The sequence below is a fragment of the Streptomyces sp. NPDC002490 genome (assembly GCF_040296045.1).
Taxonomy (GTDB): domain Bacteria; phylum Actinomycetota; class Actinomycetes; order Streptomycetales; family Streptomycetaceae; genus Streptomyces.
Genome location: NZ_JBEOWM010000046.1, coordinates 15,859 through 34,514 on the forward strand (window position 1 = coordinate 15,859; position 18,656 = coordinate 34,514).

General features: G+C 73.2%; 11 protein-coding genes. 8 read left to right on the forward strand and 3 right to left on the reverse strand.

What is annotated here, in order from left to right; genetic code table 11:
* Window positions 1–100: 100 nt before the first annotated feature.
* Window positions 101–2,920, forward strand: coding sequence for a preprotein translocase subunit SecA (secA, locus tag ABT092_RS24775; protein ID WP_351247472.1), 2,820 nt, complete (start codon window positions 101–103; stop codon window positions 2,918–2,920).
* A gap of 58 nt (window positions 2,921–2,978) precedes the next feature.
* Here the strand turns inward: secA and ABT092_RS24780 are convergent, their stop codons facing one another.
* Window positions 2,979–3,494, reverse strand: a complete 516-nt coding sequence (locus tag ABT092_RS24780; protein ID WP_351247474.1) for an Rv3235 family protein — start codon at window positions 3,492–3,494, stop codon at window positions 2,979–2,981.
* A 350-nt stretch (window positions 3,495–3,844) separates the two neighbouring features.
* On the opposite strand from ABT092_RS24780, the gene ABT092_RS24785 reads away from it, so the two are divergent.
* Both ABT092_RS24785 and ABT092_RS24790 read left to right on the forward strand, forming a co-directional pair.
* Window positions 3,845–4,354, forward strand: coding sequence for a DUF6912 family protein (locus ABT092_RS24785; RefSeq protein WP_351247476.1), 510 nt, complete (start codon window positions 3,845–3,847; stop codon window positions 4,352–4,354).
* A gap of 51 nt (window positions 4,355–4,405) precedes the next feature.
* Entirely contained in the window at window positions 4,406–5,068 is a 663-nt protein-coding gene (locus ABT092_RS24790) for an HAD family hydrolase (RefSeq protein ID WP_351247478.1), read from the forward strand.
* Window positions 5,069–5,148: 80 nt separating this feature from the next.
* Here the strand turns inward: ABT092_RS24790 and ABT092_RS24795 are convergent, their stop codons facing one another.
* Window positions 5,149–5,706 (reverse strand): DJ-1/PfpI family protein, encoded by a 558-nt coding sequence (locus ABT092_RS24795; RefSeq protein ID WP_351247480.1) that lies wholly within the window; start codon window positions 5,704–5,706, stop codon window positions 5,149–5,151.
* Between the two features lie 592 nt (window positions 5,707–6,298).
* On the opposite strand from ABT092_RS24795, the gene ABT092_RS24800 reads away from it, so the two are divergent.
* The 5 genes from ABT092_RS24800 to ABT092_RS24820 all read left to right on the forward strand — a co-directional run bounded on the left by ABT092_RS24800 (window position 6,299) and on the right by ABT092_RS24820 (window position 17,534).
* Window positions 6,299–11,248, forward strand: a complete 4,950-nt coding sequence (locus ABT092_RS24800) for an NAD-glutamate dehydrogenase (protein ID WP_351247482.1) — start codon at window positions 6,299–6,301, stop codon at window positions 11,246–11,248.
* 188 nt (window positions 11,249–11,436) lie between these two features.
* Complete coding sequence (locus ABT092_RS24805) at window positions 11,437–12,018, forward strand: GtrA family protein (protein WP_351247484.1); 582 nt, start codon at window positions 11,437–11,439, stop codon at window positions 12,016–12,018.
* An 11-nt stretch (window positions 12,019–12,029) separates the two neighbouring features.
* Window positions 12,030–13,526: a hypothetical protein gene (locus tag ABT092_RS24810; protein WP_502968497.1), complete on the forward strand. Its 1,497-nt coding sequence runs from the start codon at window positions 12,030–12,032 to the stop codon at window positions 13,524–13,526.
* A gap of 76 nt (window positions 13,527–13,602) precedes the next feature.
* Window positions 13,603–15,855, forward strand: coding sequence for a CDP-glycerol glycerophosphotransferase family protein (locus tag ABT092_RS24815; protein WP_351247486.1), 2,253 nt, complete (start codon window positions 13,603–13,605; stop codon window positions 15,853–15,855).
* Window positions 15,852–17,534 (forward strand): glycosyltransferase family 2 protein, encoded by a 1,683-nt coding sequence (locus tag ABT092_RS24820; protein WP_351247488.1) that lies wholly within the window; start codon window positions 15,852–15,854, stop codon window positions 17,532–17,534. Before ABT092_RS24815 ends, ABT092_RS24820 begins: the two co-directional genes overlap by 4 nt.
* Here the strand turns inward: ABT092_RS24820 and galE are convergent.
* Window positions 17,479–18,603, reverse strand: coding sequence for a UDP-glucose 4-epimerase GalE (gene galE / locus ABT092_RS24825; protein ID WP_351247491.1), 1,125 nt, complete (start codon window positions 18,601–18,603; stop codon window positions 17,479–17,481). The two genes, ABT092_RS24820 and galE, sit on opposite strands and share 56 nt — an antisense overlap.
* Window positions 18,604–18,656: the final 53 nt, after the last annotated feature.

Consider the following 18,656-nt stretch of genomic DNA (forward strand, 5'->3'; position numbering starts at 1 on the left):
GGCCGTGGACCTCCCGGTGTGGCGCGGTCCTCGCATACGATGGCCGTTGCCCAACGGAATCCGACCGTGCCAGGCCCGACCGGCAAGGAGATCTACCCCCGTGTCCGTCCTCCAGAAGATCATGCGTGCAGGCGAAGGCAAGATCCTGCGCAAGCTGCACCGCATCGCGGACCAGGTCAACTCCATCGAAGAGGACTTCGTCTCCCTCTCCGACGCCGAGCTGCGGGCCCTCACCGACGAGTTCAAGGAGCGGTACCAGGACGGCGAGTCCCTGGACGACCTGCTGCCCGAGGCGTTCGCGACGGTCCGCGAGGCGGCCAAGCGCGTGCTGGGCCAGCGGCACTACGACGTCCAGCTGATGGGCGGCGCGGCGCTGCACCTCGGTTACGTCGCGGAGATGAAGACCGGTGAGGGCAAGACGCTGGTGGGCACGCTGCCCACCTACCTGAACGCGCTGTCCGGCAAGGGCGTGCACCTGATCACGGTGAACGACTACCTGGCCGAGCGCGACTCGGAGCTGATGGGGCGGGTCCACAAGTTCCTGGGCCTGTCCGTCGGCTGCATCCTGGCGAACATGACGCCGGCGCAGCGGCGCGAGCAGTACGCGTGCGACATCACCTACGGCACGAACAACGAGTTCGGCTTCGACTACCTGCGCGACAACATGGCGTGGTCGAAGGACGAGCTGGTGCAGCGCGGCCACAACTTCGCGGTGGTCGACGAGGTCGACTCGATCCTGGTCGACGAGGCGCGCACCCCGCTGATCATCTCTGGTCCGGCCGACCAGGCGACCAAGTGGTACAGCGACTTCGCGAAGTTGGTGAAGCGCCTCACCCGCGGTGAGGCGGGCAACACCCTGAAGGGCATCGAGGAGACCGGCGACTACGAGGTCGACGAGAAGAAGCGCACGGTCGCGATCCACGAGTCCGGGGTGGCCAAGGTCGAGGACTGGCTGGGCATCGACAACCTCTACGAGTCGGTGAACACCCCGCTGGTCGGCTACCTGAACAACGCCATCAAGGCGAAGGAACTGTTCAAGAACGACAAGGACTACGTCGTCATCGACGGCGAGGTCATGATCGTCGACGAGCACACGGGCCGCATCCTGGCGGGGCGCCGCTACAACGAGGGCATGCACCAGGCGATCGAGGCGAAGGAGGGGGTGGACATCAAGGACGAGAACCAGACGCTCGCCACGATCACCCTCCAGAATTTCTTCCGCCTCTACGGCAAGCTGTCCGGCATGACCGGTACGGCGATGACCGAGGCCGCCGAGTTCCACCAGATCTACAAGCTGGGCGTCGTGCCGATCCCGACGAACAAGCCGATGGTGCGCAAGGACCAGTCGGACCTGATCTACCGCACCGAGGTCGCGAAGTTCGCGGCGGTGGTCGACGACATCGTGGAGAAGCACGAGCAGGGCCAGCCGATCCTGGTCGGCACGACCTCGGTGGAGAAGTCCGAGTACCTCTCCCAGCAGCTGTCCAAGCGCGGGGTGCAGCACGAGGTGCTGAACGCCAAGCAGCACGACCGGGAGGCGACGATCGTCGCCCAGGCGGGTCGTCGGGGCGCCGTGACGGTCGCCACCAACATGGCCGGCCGCGGTACGGACATCAAGCTCGGCGGCAACCCGGACGACCTGGCCGAGGCGGAGCTGCGCCAGCACGGCCTGGACCCGGTGGAGCACGTGGAGCAGTGGGCGGCGGCGCTGCCCGCCGCGCTGGAGCGTGCCGAGCAGGCCGTGAAGGCGGAGTTCGAGGAGGTCAAGGACCTCGGCGGGCTGTACGTGCTGGGGACCGAGCGCCACGAGTCGCGCCGCATCGACAACCAGCTGCGCGGTCGTAGCGGTCGGCAGGGCGACCCGGGCGAGTCCCGTTTCTACCTCTCCCTCGGCGACGACCTGATGCGGCTCTTCAAGGCGCAGATGGTCGAGCGGGTGATGGCGATGGCGAACGTCCCGGACGACGTTCCCATCGAGAACAAGATGGTGACCCGGGCGATCGCCTCGGCGCAGTCGCAGGTGGAGACGCAGAACTTCGAGACCCGCAAGAACGTCCTGAAGTACGACGAGGTCCTGAACCGGCAGCGCGAGGTCATCTACGGCGAGCGCCGTCGGGTGCTGGAGGGCGAGGACCTGCACGAGCAGATCCAGCACTTCATGAACGACACGATCGACGCGTACATCGACGCGGAGACCGCGGAGGGCTTCGCGGAGGACTGGGACCTCGACCGGCTGTGGGGCGCCTTCCGCCAGCTGTACCCGGTGAAGGTGACCGTGGACGAGTTGGAGGAGACCGCGGGCGACCGGGCCGGGTTGACCGCGGAGTTCATCTCCGAGTCGGTCAAGGACGACATCCACGCCCAGTACGCGGCGCGCGAGGAGCAGCTCGGCTCGGAGATCATGCGCGAGCTGGAGCGCCGCGTGGTGCTCTCGGTCCTGGACCGCAAGTGGCGCGAGCACCTCTACGAGATGGACTACCTCCAGGAGGGCATCGGGCTGCGCGCGATGGCCCAGAAGGACCCGCTGGTCGAGTACCAGCGCGAGGGCTTCGACATGTTCTCGGCCATGATGGACGGCATCAAGGAGGAGTCCGTCGGCTACCTGTTCAACCTGGAGGTCCAGGTGGAGCAGCAGGTGGAGGAGGTGCCGGTGCAGGACGCGGCGCCCTCGTTGGAGAAGCCCGCGGCGGGCGGGGAGGCGCCGGTCGCCGCCCGGCCGGAGATCCGGGCCAAGGGCCTGGAGGCCCCGCAGCGTCCGGACCGGCTGCACTTCTCGGCGCCGACCGTGGACGGTGAGGGCGGTGTCGTGGAGGGCGACTTCGAGACGGGCGAGGGCGACCCGGTCCGGTCCTCGGCGGACGGTCTGACCCGTGCCGAGCGGCGCAAGCAGCAGCGTGGTGGGCGTCGCCGCAAGAAGTGAGCGCACGCAGGAGATGACGACGGGCCGGTCCCCCCGGGGGCCGGCCCGTGGTGCGTGGTCAGCGGCGGCCGAGGTCGAGGGCGGTGCAGCGCCAGCGCCGGTCGTCGGTGCGTTCGAGGCGGAACGCCATGGCGCTGAGCCGGTCGCCGGTGGCGATCCGGGCGAACGCCTCGACGGCGCCGGGGCGGGGCACGCAGTAGCCGACGTCGCGGACGACGGGGGCGGGGCCGTCCTGGGGCAGCGGGCTGCGGTCGGCGAGCCGGGCCAGTTCGTCGTAGGCGCCGCCGGCCATGTGCCGGAGCATGGAGTGGACCGGGCGGCGGCCGGTGAGGACGGCGAGGAGCCGGTCGGCGAACAGGTCGGTGGGGCGGGGCGCGGGGCCGGTGGCGGGTCGGCGGGAGCCGGGGTGCCGGCCGGCGGGGTGCGGGCGACGGGGGTCGCGGCGCCCCGGCGGGCGGGAGCGTGCCGGGCGTGCGGGGTGTCGGGGGAGGGCGCCCGCGCTGGTCGCACGCTCCGGAGCGGGTGCGGGGTCGACGGGCGTCCCCGGGCCGGGAGCGGCGTCCGTGCGGGTCATGACCTTGCGCATGGTGAACCCCCGATCGCCGGGCCCCTCCCGGGGCTACCCGGCGGTAGCTTCTGGTTGCGGATCTTGTACGCGGGCCGGGAACGGGGGTGCAACACGCCCGGGACCAGGGGTCGGCGGGCCCCGGATTCACCTATCCGGGGGACCCCGGGAACCGGGGCCGCCGGGGTTCCGTCCGGTCGGGCGGGGACCCCCGCCGGGGGTGGCACCGGTGGGGCGCGGGTGATGCACGGGGGCGGCCCGATCGGGGACCCCCGCACGTATCCTGGGTCAACCGGTCCCCGCGGATCAGCCTTCCGGGAGCCCTCGCGAGGGAGCCCCGTCCCAGAAAGCGGCCAGCCATGCGCGTGTACGTCCCCCTGACCCTGCCCGCCCTCGCCGAGGCGTACCGGACGGGGGAACTGGGGCCCGGCCCGTTCACGGCGTACGCGGTGACGCCGGCGCTGCGCGAGTGGTACCTCTCCGACGATCTGGAGGAGTTGGAGTACGCGGCGCTGAACCGGGCCGCGGTGGCCTCGCTCCGACTGCTCGCGGTCGACCCGGGCTGCCCGCGCCGGCGGGTCGTGGTGGCGGTCGACGTCCCCGACGGCGCCGCCGTGCCGGACCCCGACCGGGGTTTGGACCCGGGCGCGCTGGGCGAGGTGCGGGTCGCCCGTGCGGTCGCCCTGGCCAGGGCGGCGGCGGTGCACCTGGACTCCGACGAGGCCCGGGCGGACGTCACCGCGGCGGCCGCCGCGCTGGGCGCCGCCGACCTGGGGGACGACGACGCGCGGTTCGTGGTCGACGGGGCCGAGGACCACGATCTGCTGTGGTACGCGACGCAGGAGATCCCCGGCCTGATCGCGGACTGACCGGCCCGCGGCCGCGCCCCGGTGTCAGTGGCAGCGGGTACGTTGGCGGGCATGGGGACGCAGGGAGCACACATCGTCTGGGACTGGAACGGCACGCTGTTCCACGACGTCGACGCCGTGGTGGCGGCGAGCAACGCCGCGTTCGCGGAGATCGGCCTGGGGCCGATATCCGTGGCGCAGTACCGGGAGCTGTACTGCGTGCCGATCCCCAAGTTCTACGAGCGGTTGATGGGGCGGACGCCCACCGCGGGCGAGTGGCTCACCATGGACGGGGTCTTCCAGCGGCACTACGCCGAGCACCGGGACGGCTGCGGGCTGACGGAGGGCGTCGAGGAGCTGCTGGCCGGCTGGCGGGGCGCCGGCCGGAGCCAGTCGCTGTTGAGCATGTACGGGCACGAGGAGCTGGTGCCCCTGGTGCGCGGCTTCGGGATCGAACCCTTGTTCGCCCGGGTCGAGGGGCGGCTCGGGCCGTCCGGGGTGTCCAAGGCGGAGGCGATGACCCGCCACCTCGACGCCCTGGCGGAGGTGCCGGCCTCGCGGGTGGTGGTGATCGGGGACGCCGCGGACGACGCGGTGGCGGCCCGTGCGGCGGGCGCCGAGGCGGTGCTCTACACCGGCGGTTCGCACGGCCGGGCGAGCCTGGAGGCGATGGGGGTGCCGGTGGTGGACTCGTTGGCCGAGGCGGTGGTGGAGGCGGAGCGCCTGCTGGGCTGAGCCCCGCGGACCGGAGCCGCGGTCCGAGCCGGCGGGGACGGAGCGGCGGGCGGGGGCCGGCGAAGCGGCCGGCCCCGGGCTCAGGCGGCCGTCTTGAGGACCTTCAGGAACTCCCGCATCCACGCCGGGTGGTCCGGCCAGGCGCGGGAGGACACCAGGGTGTCGTCCACCACCACCTCCGCGTCCTGGAACTCGGCGCCGTTCACCTCCATGTCCGGCTCCAGCGCCGGATAAGCGGTGACCCGGCGGCCCCGGAGCGACCCGGTGGCCGCGGTCAGCAGCGGGCCGTGGCAGATCTGGGCCACCGGCTTGTCGGCGTCGAAGAACGCCTTGAGGATCTTGCGGAGTTCCCCGTCGCCGCGCAGGTACTCGGGCGCCCGCCCGCCGGGGATCACCAGGGCCGCGTAGTCGCCGGGGTCCACCTCGGAGAAGGCGAGGTCGGCGGGCCAGGTGTAGCCGGGCTTCTCGGTGTAGGTGTCGAATCCGGGTTCGAAGTCGTGCACCACGAAGCGGAGCTGCTTGCGGCTGGGCGCCGCGATGTGGACCTCGTACCCCTCCTCCCGCAGTCGCTGGTAGGGGTACAGCACCTCCAGTGACTCCGCGGCGTCACCCGTCACGATCAGGATCTTCGTCGCCATCGCGGTCCTTGCTCCTCCCGTGTGTGCACCGGTGCGCCGGCACCCGATCGGTCGTGCGCCGGAGCCCGGCGCGTACCGTCGTTCCGTCACCGCTCACGCTGCCGCGCCTGCGGAGTGTCGCCAAGGGGACACCAGGGGATGTCGGGGGCGCACGGGGACACACGGGGGCGGACGGCCGGAGAATTCCCGGGGGTGCGCCCCGTGTGCCGGGCCCTGCACCATGTCCGTTCCGGGCGGGGTGTGCAGAGTGTCAAAGTTTGACCGCTTGTTTTGTACACATACGGCTCATGACGGCTCCCCGGTGGGGGGCGATAGCCTGGACCCGTGATCAGCGCGATATCCCGCAGGGGCGTCGTAGCCCCTGCCCTGCGCCCGGTGCACGCGGAGGACTTCCGTGCCCGGGCCGTCGCTGGTCCTCGCGCACGGGGCACCCGCCCGGCCGTCACCCCGGTGACCCGCCCGGTCGACCCCGCCCCGCACCTCGCGCGGTGCGACGTCACCCCGCTCCCCACCCGACGGCACGGGCCGCGGTGCGGTGTCGCTTCACCCCCTTCTACGTCACGCAACGGCGCGCGACAGGAGTCAGAGGACAATGCAGACCAAGCTGGACGAAGCCAAGGCCGAGCTGCTCGCACGGGCCGCCCGGGTAGCTGAGAACAGTCCGGTCGGGGGAAACCTACCGACCGGTACGACGGGGGAGGGGGCTCCGGACCGGGAGACCCTGCTCGCGTTCCTCCAGCGCTACTACCTGCACACCGCCCCCGAGGACCTCGCCGACCGCGACCCGGTCGACGTCTTCGGAGCCGCCCACTCGCACTACCGGCTGGCCGAGAACCGTCCGCAGGGCACGGCCAACGTCCGGGTCCACACCCCCACCGTCGAGGAGAACGGCTGGACCAGCAGCCACTCCGTGGTGGAGGTCGTCACCGACGACATGCCGTTCCTGGTGGACTCCGTCACCAACGAACTGTCCCGACAGGGACGCGGCATCCACGTGGTGATCCACCCGCAGGTGGTGGTGCGCCGCGACGTCACCGGCAGGCTCCAGGAGATCCTGCCCGCCGAGCGGGCCACCGGCCCCCGCGGTGCCCAGCCGCACGACGCGCTGGTCGAGTCGTGGATCCACGTGGAGATCGACCGCGAGACCGACCGCGCCGACCTCAAGCAGATCACCACCGACCTGCTCCGGGTCCTCTCCGACGCCCGCGAGGCCGTCGAGGACTGGGAGAAGATGCGGGACGCGGCCCTGCGCATCGCCGACGACCTGCCCACCGAGCCCACCGCCGACGACCTGCGGGACCAGGAGGTCGACGAGGCCCGCGAACTGCTGCGTTGGTTGGCCGCCGACCACTTCACCTTCCTCGGCTACCGCGAGTACGACCTGCGGGACGACGACTCCCTGGCCCCCGTCCCCGGCACCGGCCTGGGCATCCTGCGCTCCGACCCGCAGCACGGCGGCGAGGACGACCACCCGGTCAGCCCCTCGTTCAACCGGCTGCCCGCCGACGCCCGCGCCAAGGCCCGCGAGCACAAGCTGCTCGTCCTCACCAAGGCCAACAGCCGGGCCACCGTGCACCGGCCCTCGTACCTCGACTACGTGGGCGTCAAGAAGTTCGACACCGAGGGCAACGTCATCGGCGAACGCCGCTTCCTCGGCCTGTTCTCCTCCGCCGCGTACACCGAATCGGTGCGTCGGGTGCCCGTGGTGCGGCGCAAGGTCGAGGAGGTGCTCCAGGGCGCCGGCTTCTCGCCCAACAGCCACGACGGGCGCGACCTGCTCCAGATCCTGGAGACCTACCCGCGCGACGAACTCTTCCAGACCCCCGTCGACGAACTGCGGGCCATCGTCACCAGCGTGCTGTACCTCCAGGAGCGCCGCCGGCTGCGGCTGTACCTGCGCAAGGACGAGTACGGCCGCTACTACTCGGCGCTGGTCTACCTGCCGCGCGACCGGTACACCACCGGGGTGCGGCTGAGGATCATCGACATCCTCAAGGAGGAGCTGTCGGGTGCCAGCGTCGACTTCACGGCGTGGAACACCGAGTCGATCCTGTCCCGACTGCACTTCGTGGTCCGGGTCGCACCGGGCACCGAGCTGCCGGTGCTCAGCGACGCCGACAAGGACCGCATCGAAGCCCGGCTGGTGGAGGCCGCCCGGTCCTGGGCGGACGGTTTCGCCGAGGCCCTGAACGCCGAGTGCGGCGAGGAGCGCGCCGCCGAACTGCTGCGGAGCTACGGCAACGCCTTCCCCGAGGGGTACAAGGCCGACCACTCGCCGCGCGCCGCGGTGGCCGACCTCAGCCACGTCGACGCGCTGAGGGGCTCCGCCGAGAACTTCTCGCTCAGCCTGTACGAGCCGGTCGGCAGCGCCCCCGACGAACGCCGCTTCAAGATCTACCGCACCGGGGAGCCGGTCTCCCTGTCGGCGGTGCTGCCGGTGCTCAGCCGGCTCGGCGTGGAGGTCGTCGACGAGCGCCCCTACGAGCTGCGCTGCGCCGACCGAACCACCGCGTGGATCTACGACTTCGGGCTGCGGATGCCGAAGTCGGTGAGCGGCGGCAACGGCGACTACCTGGGCGAGGACGGTCGGGAACGGTTCCAGGACGCCTTCGCCTCGACCTGGACGGGCCTGGCCGAGAACGACGGCTTCAACGCCCTGGTGCTGGGCGCCGGGCTGACCTGGCGCGAGGCCACGGTGCTGCGCGCCTACGCCAAGTACCTGCGGCAGGCGGGCTCCACCTTCAGCCAGGACTACATGGAGGACACCCTCCGCGACAACGTCCACACCACCCGGCTGCTGGTGTCCCTGTTCGAGGCGCGGATGTCGCCGGAGCGCCAGCACGCCGGCACCGAGCTGATCGACGGGCTGCTGGAGGAGCTGGACGGCGCGCTCGACCAGGTCGCCTCGTTGGACGAGGACCGCATCCTGCGCTCGTTCCTCACCGTCATCAAGGCGACGCTGCGCACCAACTTCTTCCAGCGCGGCGCCGACGGCGGACACCACCCCTACGTGTCGATGAAGTTCGACCCGCAGGCCATCCCGGACCTGCCGGCGCCCCGCCCGGCGTACGAGATCTGGGTGTACTCGCCGCGGGTGGAGGGCGTGCACCTGCGGTTCGGCAAGGTCGCGCGCGGCGGTCTGCGCTGGTCGGACCGGCGGGAGGACTTCCGCACCGAGATCCTGGGCCTGGTGAAGGCGCAGATGGTGAAGAACACCGTGATCGTGCCGGTGGGCGCGAAGGGCGGGTTCGTCGCCAAGCAGCTGCCCGACCCGTCCGTGGACCGGGACGCCTGGCTCGCCGAGGGCGTCGCCTCGTACACGACCTTCATCTCGGCGCTGCTCGACATCACCGACAACCTGGTCGGCGGGGAGGTCGTGCCGCCGCAGGGCGTGGTCCGGCACGACGAGGACGACACCTACCTGGTCGTCGCCGCGGACAAGGGCACCGCCACCTTCTCCGACATCGCCAACGGCGTGGCCGGCGAGTACGGCTTCTGGCTCGGTGACGCCTTCGCCTCCGGCGGCAGCGCCGGCTACGACCACAAGGGCATGGGCATCACCGCCCGCGGCGCCTGGGAGTCGGTGAAGCGGCACTTCCGGGAGCTGGGCCACGACACCCAGACCCAGGACTTCACCGCGGTGGGCGTCGGCGACATGTCGGGCGACGTGTTCGGCAACGGCATGCTGCTGTCCGAGCACGTCCGGCTGGTGGCGGCCTTCGACCACCGGCACATCTTCATCGACCCGGAGCCGGACGCGGCCGTCTCCTACGCGGAGCGGCGCCGACTGTTCGAACTGCCGCGCTCCTCGTGGGCCGACTACGACACGGACCTGCTGTCCCCCGGGGGCGGGGTGTTCCCGCGCAGCGCCAAGGCGATCCAGCTCAACAGCCACATCCGGCAGGTCCTGGGCATTCCCTCGGGCGTGTCGAAGATGACCCCCGCGGACCTGATGCGGGCGGTGCTGAAGGCCCCGGTCGACCTGCTGTGGAACGGCGGCATCGGCACCTACGTGAAGTCCTCCGCGGAGACCAACGCCGAGGTCGGGGACAAGGCCAACGACGGCATCCGGATCGACGGCGCCGACCTGCGGGTCAAGGTCGTCGGCGAGGGCGGCAACCTGGGCTTCACCCAGCTCGGCCGGATCGAGTTCGCCGAGACCGGCGGCCGGATCAACACCGACGCCATCGACAACAGCGCCGGCGTCGACACCTCCGACCACGAGGTCAACATCAAGATCCTGTTGAACTCGGTGGTCGCGGACGGCGATCTGACCGTCAAGCAGCGCAACACGCTGCTGGCCCAGATGACCGACGAGGTGGGCCGTCTGGTGCTGCGCACCAACTACGCGCAGAACGTGGCGCTCGCCAACGCGCAGGCCCAGTCGGCTTCGCTGCTCCAGGCGCACCAGCGGTTCATGCGCCGGTTGACCAAGGACGGCGCGCTGGACCGGTCCCTGGAGTTCCTGCCCACCGACCGGCAGATCCGGGAGCGGCTGGGGCAGGGCCGCGGACTGACCCAGCCCGAGCTGGCGGTCCTGATCGCCTACACCAAGATCACCGCGGCGGACGAGCTGATCGGCACCGAGCTGCCGGACGACCCCTACCTCCAGCGGCTGTTGTACGCCTACTTCCCGGCGGCGCTGCGCGAGCGGTTCGGGGAGCAGATCGACGGGCACGCCCTGCGCCGGGAGATCATCACCACCCTGCTGGTCAACGACACGGTGAACAGCGGCGGTTCGACCTTCCTGCACCGGCTGCGGGAGGAGACCGGGGCCTCGCTGGAGGAGATCGTGCGGGCGCAGCTCTCCGCCCGGGAGATCTTCGGACTGGGCGGGGACTGGGACGCGGTCGAGGCCCTGGACAACCAGGTCGCGGCCGACGTGCTCACCCGGATCCGGCTGCACTCGCGGCGGCTGGTCGAGCGCGGCACCCGCTGGCTGTTGAACAACCGGCACCAGCCCCTGGAGCTCGCCTCGACCGTCGACTTCTTCGCGGACGGGGTGGCGCAGGTGTGGACGCAGCTGCCGAAGCTGCTGCGCGGCGCCGACCTGGAGTGGTACGAGCGCATCCGCGAGGAACTGACCGGGGCCGGGGTGCCGGAGGAGTTGGCGGCCCGGGTGGCCGGGTTCTCCTCGGCCTTCCCGACGCTGGACATCGTGGCGGTGGCGGAGCGGATGGACAAGAACCCGCTGGCGGTCGCCGAGGTGTACTACGACCTCGCGGACCGGCTGCGGATCACCCAGTTGATGGACCGCATCATCGCCCTGCCGCGGGAGGACCGCTGGCAGTCGATGGCCCGGGCGGCGATCCGCGAGGACCTGTACGCGGCGCACGCGGCGCTCACCGCGGAGGTGCTCACGGCCGGCAACGGGTCCTCCTCGCCGGAGGAGCGGTTCACCGAGTGGGAGGAGAAGAACGTGGCGATCCTCGGGCGCGCCCGGGCCACGTTGGACGAGATCCAGGGCTCGGAGGACTTCGACCTGGCGAACCTGTCGGTGGCGATGCGGACCATGCGGACGCTGCTGCGCACCCACACCTGAGCGGGCCGGGGCCGGCGGTCCCACCCCGGGCGGTGACGAGCGCCCCCGCACCCGGTGCCACCGGGTGCGGGGGCGCTCGCCCGTCCCGCCCCAAGAACGGGGCAACTCGGGCAAGTGCTGACAATCACCAGCAAACATGGTCATGGGGTCTATGGTGGACCCGATTGTCAGACCGAGGGGTGCCGCTCGTGACCGTCCATGCTTCCGGCGACTCGACCAGCCCGCCCGACCGTCGACCCCCGGCGCGCGCCGGGGCGCGGGTCGGCGGCCGACCGCGTCGACTCGCGCTGGAAATCGCCAAGTTCGGAGTCGTCGGCGGCTCCGGCGTCGCGGTCAACCTGGTGGTCTTCAACCTGCTGTTGCACGGGCTCGGCAGCGGGCCGATGACCGCCACCGTCCTCGCCAGTTGCGCCGCCATGAGCAGCAACTACCTGGGCTTCCGGTTCTTCGCCTACCGCGACCGGACGGCCCGCACCCGCCCGCAGGTCGTGCTCTTCTTCGTCTTCAGCGGCGCCGGCGTGATGATGGAGAGCGTGCTGTTCTCCCTCGCCTACCACGGCGCCCAACTGACCGGGCCGCTCGCCTCCAACCTGGCCAAGGCCCTCTCCATCGGCCTCGCCTCGGCGTTCCGCTTCCTCGTCTACCGCACCTGGGTGTTCCCCCGGCCACGCCCGCGCACCACCGGCGCGCACCGCCCCGGGGCCTCCCGCGGCCCCGACGTCCTGCCGGGCAGCCGCCGCCCCGCCGAACCCACCCGCGCCGGACGGTGACGCTGGCCCGGGTGCGCACCGCCCCCTCCGCCCCCGACGCCCCCCGCCCGGCCCGGTCCCTGGTCCCGCGCGCGGTGTGGACCGCCGCGGCCCTGTCGGTCCTGCTGTTGCTCCTGGTGAGCCTGCGGCTGCCGTGGATCGGCGACCTGGGCATGCACGCGGCGACCTTGGAGCGGCTCCGCCACGACCTGGTGAACCCCGGCAACCCGCTGGTGGACGCGGACACGCCGAGCCCGTACTACTCGCCGTGGGCGGTGTTCTTCGCCCTGGTCGCCGACGTCAGCGGCGCCCCCACCTTCGGGGTGCTGCGGGCGGCGGCGCTCGTCGGGCTCGCCGTGCTGCTCAGCGGGGTGTGGCGGTTCGTCCGCACCCTCACCGAACGGACGGCCGCGGTTCCCCTCGCCCTGCTCTGCCTGACCCTGCTGTGGGGCACCCGGGTCTTCGCCTGGAGCGGCTTCACCGGACTCGGCTCGCTGGCCCTGACCGTCTCCTACCCCAGCACCCTCGCCCTCGGCCTCGCCTTCCACCTGTGGGCGTGGCTGCGCCGGGCCCTGGCCGCGGCGGCTTCCTGGCCGGTCTTCCTGGGGCTGGGACTGCTGTGGGGCACGATCGTGCTGGTCCACCAGTTCACCGGGGTGGTGGCCGGGCTCGGAGTGCTGGCCCTGGTGCTCGGCGCGCGGCCCTGGCCGCCGCGGGCGGTGTGGGCACGACTCGCCGGCGGCACCGCCGCCGCCGGCGCGCTGGTCCTGGCCTGGCCGTACTACGACCTGCTGGCCCTGTGGGGGGCCGACGGGATGGACGCCATCCACCGGCCGCTGTACCGGGACACCGCCATCCGGTTCGGGCTGGTGGCCGTCGGACTGCCCGCGCTCGCCGCCCGCTGGTGGCGGGACCGGCGCGACCCCCTGGCGCTCTTCTTCCTACTGGGGCTGCTGCTCGTGGCCGCCGGCGGCGTCAGCGGTCACTACGCCTGGGGACGGGCCCTGCCCGCGGTCCTGATCCCCGCCCAACTCGCGGTCGCCATCGAGGTCTTCGCCGCCACCCGGCGCTGGTGGCGGACGACGCTCGCCCTGCTGCTGGCCGCGGCACTGGCCGTCGGGGCCTGGATGCAGATCGGCACCCTCGGCTACGCGGTGCCGCACCACTGGCTCCCGGACCCGGTGGCCGCCAAGGCGCGGGAGCCCTGGCACGGCTACCGCTGGACCACGCCGTGGGTGCGCTACGGCGACGTGGTGATGGCCCGCACCTTCCCCGCCCGCCAACTCCCGGCGCACGGGGCGTACACCGTCGCCCCCGGCTACCCGGACGTCCTGCTCCCCGACCAGCGGCAGCGGATCGCCGCCACCGAGCGGTACTACGCCGAGGACACCGCGGCGGGCGAGCGGGCCCGCATCCTCGCCGCCCACCGGGTGCGCTGGGTGCTGGACGGACCCCGCCGGCCCGGGGACGGGCTGCGGGAGGTGGCGGAGGGGTCGAACGGGGAGCGGCTGTACCGGGTGGTGCCCTGAGGGCGGGGAACCCGCCCGGCGCGGGCCCGGCGGGGCACGGGTGACGGAACGGATGCGGACACGGAGGAGGCGCGTGATGACGGATGACACACCGGTGCCGACCGGCGCGGACGAAGGCCCCCGACTGAGCGCGGTGGTCCACGGCAGGAACGTGCAGGGCCACCTCCAGGAGTGCCTGGAGGACCTCGTCACGGGGCCGGCCGCCCCCGTGGAGGTGATCGTCGCGACCACCGACCCCGCCGCCCACCGCCTCGCCGAACGGTACGCCGCCCAGGACCCCCGGCTGCTGCCGCTGCCGCTGCCGGACGGCACCGGGGAGGCCGCCGCCCGGGCCGCCGGCGCCGCCCGGGCCACCGCCCCCTGGCTCCACTTCGTCCCCGCCAAGGACCGGGTGCCCGGCGGTGCCTGGCGCACCGTCACCGACCTCGCCGCCGTCCAACCCCCCGACGTGGACGTGCTGGTCCTGGACGCCGTCCACTCCACCTGGTGGGCCACCGGACGACCGTCCCCCGACGCGTCCGTGCTGGCCCGCGCCGGCCGGGTGCCGCGCACCCTCGACGACTGCCCCGACCTGTGGCGGGTCACCCCGCTGCTGGGCGCCCGGGTGCTGCGCACCGACCACTGGCGCGCCCACCCCGAGTGGGCCGCCGAACCGGACGCGGAACTCCTCGCCTACGCGGTCCTCGCCCGGGCCCGCCGGATCACCGCCCTCGACCACCCCGTCCTCGACGACCGCCGGCTGCGCACCGCCAGCCTGCCGCCCCCCACCCCCGAGGACCACTACGGCCTGGTCGGACGGTACGAGGCCGTGCAGGAGGTGCTGGCCGCACAGGGCGCCTCCACCGCGGTCCGGGCGGCGCTCTACGACGTGATGGTCCGCGAGTGGCTGCGCGTCATCGCCCGCGGCGCGCTGCCGGAGCCGGTGGCCCGCGAGTTCTTCCACCGCGCCGCCCGCGCCGCCGCCCGCTGGCGTCCGCCCGGCCATCCGGCACCCCCCGGACTGGACGGGGTCCGCTACCGGCTGCTGGAACGCGACGCCTACCGGCCCTACCGCGCCGTGCAGGGCGTCAACCACCAGCAGCGCGAGGTGCGGGAGCGCTGGCGCACCCGGGGCCGCCGGGCCGCCGCCAAGCTGCGCGACCACCGCTACCGCCGCGCCCTGGACCGGCCCGTCCACGACGACCTGGCCGTGTTCTCCGCCTACTGGGACCGGGGCGTGACCTGCAACCCGGCCGCCATCGCCGAGAAGCTCGCCGCCCTCGCCCCCGAGGTGCGGCAGGTGTGGGTGGTCGCCCGGGACCGGGTGCCGCTGCTGCCGCCCGGCACCCGGTACGTGGTGCCGGGCACCCCCGACTACTGGGAGGCGCTGGCCCGCGCCCGGTTCCTGGTCAACAACGTCAACTTCTCCGGTGCGGTGGTCAAACGGCCGGACGCGGTCCACCTCCAGACCCACCACGGCACCCCCCTCAAGCGGATGGGCCTGGACCAGCTGTCGTACCCGGCCGCCGCCAAGGGCCTCAACTTCCGCGCCCTGCTGGCCCGCGTCGACAAGTGGGACTACAGCGTCTCCGCCAACCCGCACTCCACCGAGACCTGGGAACGCGCCTACCCCTCGCGCTACGTCTCCCTGGACCACGGCTACCCCCGCAACGACGTGCTGCACCGGGCCACCCCCGCCCGCATCCGCGCGGTCCGGGAACGCCTCGGCATCCCCCGGGGCCGGACCGCGTTCCTGTACGCCCCCACCCACCGCGACTACGAGGCCGGCTGGACGCCCCGGCTGGACCTGGCCGCCCTCGCCGCGCACCTCGGCGAGGACGCCGTGCTCCTGGTGCGCGGCCACTACTTCTACGGCGGCACCTCGCCGCTCGCCGGGCTCCGCCGCGACGGCCGGGTGGTCGACGTGTCCGCCTACGACCCCGTCGAGGACCTCCAACTCGCCGCCGACGGACTGATCACCGACTACTCCTCCCTGATGTTCGACTACGCGGGCCTCGACCGGCCGGTACTGGTCTACGCCGACGACTGGGAGACCTACGCCAGGACCCGCGGCGTCTACTTCGACCTGACGAGCCAGGCGCCCGGCCACGTGGTGCGCACCCAGGAGGAGTTGACCGAGGCGATCCGCTCCGGCGCCTGGCAGGACGCGGCGAGCGCCAAGACCCGGGCCGCGTTCCGCCGCAGGTTCTGCGCCTACGACGACGGACTGGCCGCCGAACGGGTGGTGCGCCGGGTCTTCCTCGGCGAACCCGAGTCGGCGCTGCCGCCCGTGGTGCCGGTCGACGAACGGCGGCCCGTCCCCACCCCCCAGGAGGCCGACGCGACATGAGCCCGCACGACCGACCGACCTCCCCGCACCTGGTGCACGCCGCCACCGCACCCGGAACGCCCGACGTGACCGTCACCGTCATCGTCCACGACGACGCGGCCCGACTGCCCCGTGCGGTCGACTCGCTGCGCCGGCAGAGCCACCGGGCGATCGAGATCGTCATCAGCGACGACCACTCCACCGACGACACGCCCCGGGTCGCCCGGCAACTGGCCGCCGCGGACGACCGGATCACCGTGCTGCGGCTGCCCGAGAACAGCGGCGGGTGCAGCGCCCCGCGCAACCGGGCCCTGGACGTCGCCCGCGCACCGTTCCTGATGTTCCTGGACAGCGACGACGAACTCCCGCCGCACGCCGTGGAGACCCTGCTCGCGGCGCACCGGGAACGCCCCGTCGACTTCGTGATGGGCGCCGTCGAACGGGTCCGCGTCGACACCGGCCGGGTCTCCACCTGGATGCCGCACCTGGTGGCCGAGCGGCGCACCGTGCCCGGCATCGAGGCCGAGCCCCGCCTGCTCTTCGAGCACCTGGCGACCAGCAAGATGTACCGCGCCGAGTTCCTGGACCGCAACCGGCTGCGCTTCCCCGAGGGCATCCACTACGAGGACCAGCTCTTCTCCGCCCAGGCGTACTGCCTGGCCAGGGAGTTCACCGTCCTCACCGACACCGTCTACCGCTGGTACATCGCCCCGCACGCCGCCGCCGGCACCGCCTCCATCTCCAACCAGCGCCATCTGCTGGGCAACGTCCGCGACCGGGTCCACGTCGGGCGGCTCATCGACGACTTCCTCCGCGAGTCCGGCCACGCCGCGCTGCGGCCGGAGAAGGACTACAAGTTCCTCAAGCACGACTTCCGGATGTACGCCGGTGACCTCCCGTACCGCGACCACGCCTGGCTGGCCGGCTTCGCCGACCTGGTCAACCCCTATCTGGCCACGCTCGCCCCGGCCGCCTACGCCCGGCTGCCGCGCGCCGAGCGGGTGGTGCTGCAACTGGTGCGGGACGGCCGGCTCGCCGAGGCCCGGGTGGCCGCCCGGGGGCTCGGCCAGGGCGTCGCCCCCCGCACCGTCACCGCCGGCCCGGACGGGCGGCTGTACTGGGGGGACCGGGTCCCGGCGACCGCCACCGGGCGGCGCGAACTGGACCTCGACGACCAGCGGGTGGACGCCGGCCCCTTCCCGAGCGCCCTGTTCCGGCACGAGATCCTCGACCTGAGGGCCGCCCCCGGCGCCGCGGTCGACCTGGTGGTGCGCACCCACGACCCCGGGTTGCGGCTCCCGGTCGGACCGCAGGCCGCGGCCCTGGCGGTGGCGCCCGGCGGGGGTCGGCTCGAAGTGCCGTTCCGGATCGACCCGGTGCGGCCCGGGGTGTTCGAGGGCCGGGTGCGCCTGGACCTCGCGGCGGCCCCGCTCCCGCTGCACGGCTTCCCCGGCGTCCGGCACCCCGTGCTGGTGCTGGCCCAGCGGGGCCTGCGCAACACCGGGCTGCTGCTCGCCCCGCTCGGCTTCCCCCCGCTACGGGCACGCGTCGACTACCGGCACGGGCTCGCCCCGCACCTGGTCACCGTGGAGCCCGAGCCGCGGGGCGCCGGCCGGCTCCAGATCCGCTGGGACCCGGTCGGCCTCACCGCCCGGGTGACCCGGCCGCTGGCCGAGCGGGTGGCGCCGTTGCTGCGCTGAGCCGTCCGGAGGTCCGGGCGGCGGCCACCGCCGTCGGCCCGGCGGGGCGCGCGGCGGTCGCGGAACCGGTCGCGGTCCGGGCCCGGGGGCGGTCCGCCCCGGGGTGGGCCCGCAGCCAGCCCGCCCGGGCGGAGGTGACGATGTCGGCGAGCGAGTGCCGGGGCCGCCAGCCGAGCACCTGGGCCGCCCGGTCCACGTCGGCGACCAGCCGGGCCGGGTCGCCCGCCCGGCGGGGCAGCACCTCCGGCTCGTCCTCCCGGCCCGCCGCGGCGGTCACCGCCGCCACCACCTCCCGCACCGAAACGCCCTCGCCACGACCGACGTTGAGGGTCAGCCCGGTACCGGCACCGGACGCGGCCGCGAGCCGTTGCGCGGCGGCGACGTGGGCATCCGCCAGGTCCGCCACATGGACGAGGTCGCGCACGCAACTGCCGTCGTGGGTGGGGCGGTCACCCCCGTACACCTGCGGCGGCAGCCCGTCGCCGAGCCGGTCCAGGGTCTGCGGGACGAGCCCGACCGCCGCCGTGTCCGCCAGCTCGGGCACCGCCGCGCCCGCCACGTCGAAGTGGCGCAGGACCGCCGTGGCGATGCCGTGGGCGCGCCCGGCGGCCCGCACCAGCCACTCGCCGGCGAGCTTGGTCTCGCCGTAGGGGCTGACCGGTTGGCAGGGGGTGTCCTCGGCGATGAGGTCGGCGGCGGGCGCCCCGTACACCGCGGCCGAGGAGGCGAGGACGAACGAGGTCACGCCCGCCTCGACCACGGCGTCCAGCAGGACCCGCAGCCCCTCCACGTTCTCCCGGTAGTAGCGCAGCGGCTGCTCGACGGACTCGTCGACCCGGTGGCACCCCGCGAGGTGGATCACCCCGGTGATCCGGTGGCCGTCGAGGGCCCGGGCGATCAGCTTGGGTTCCCGGGTCGACCCGACGACCAGCGCCACTCCGTCGGGGACGCGCTGGGCGTCGCCGACGGACAGGTCGTCGTAGACGACGGTCCGCTCGCCCGCGGCGCGCATCGCGCGGACGACATGGGCCCCGATGTAGCCGGCACCACCGGTGATCAGCCAGGTCATGGTCGCTCGTTCACCCTGTCCTGTGGTCGGTGTGCGCGCTGCGGGGCGCGCAC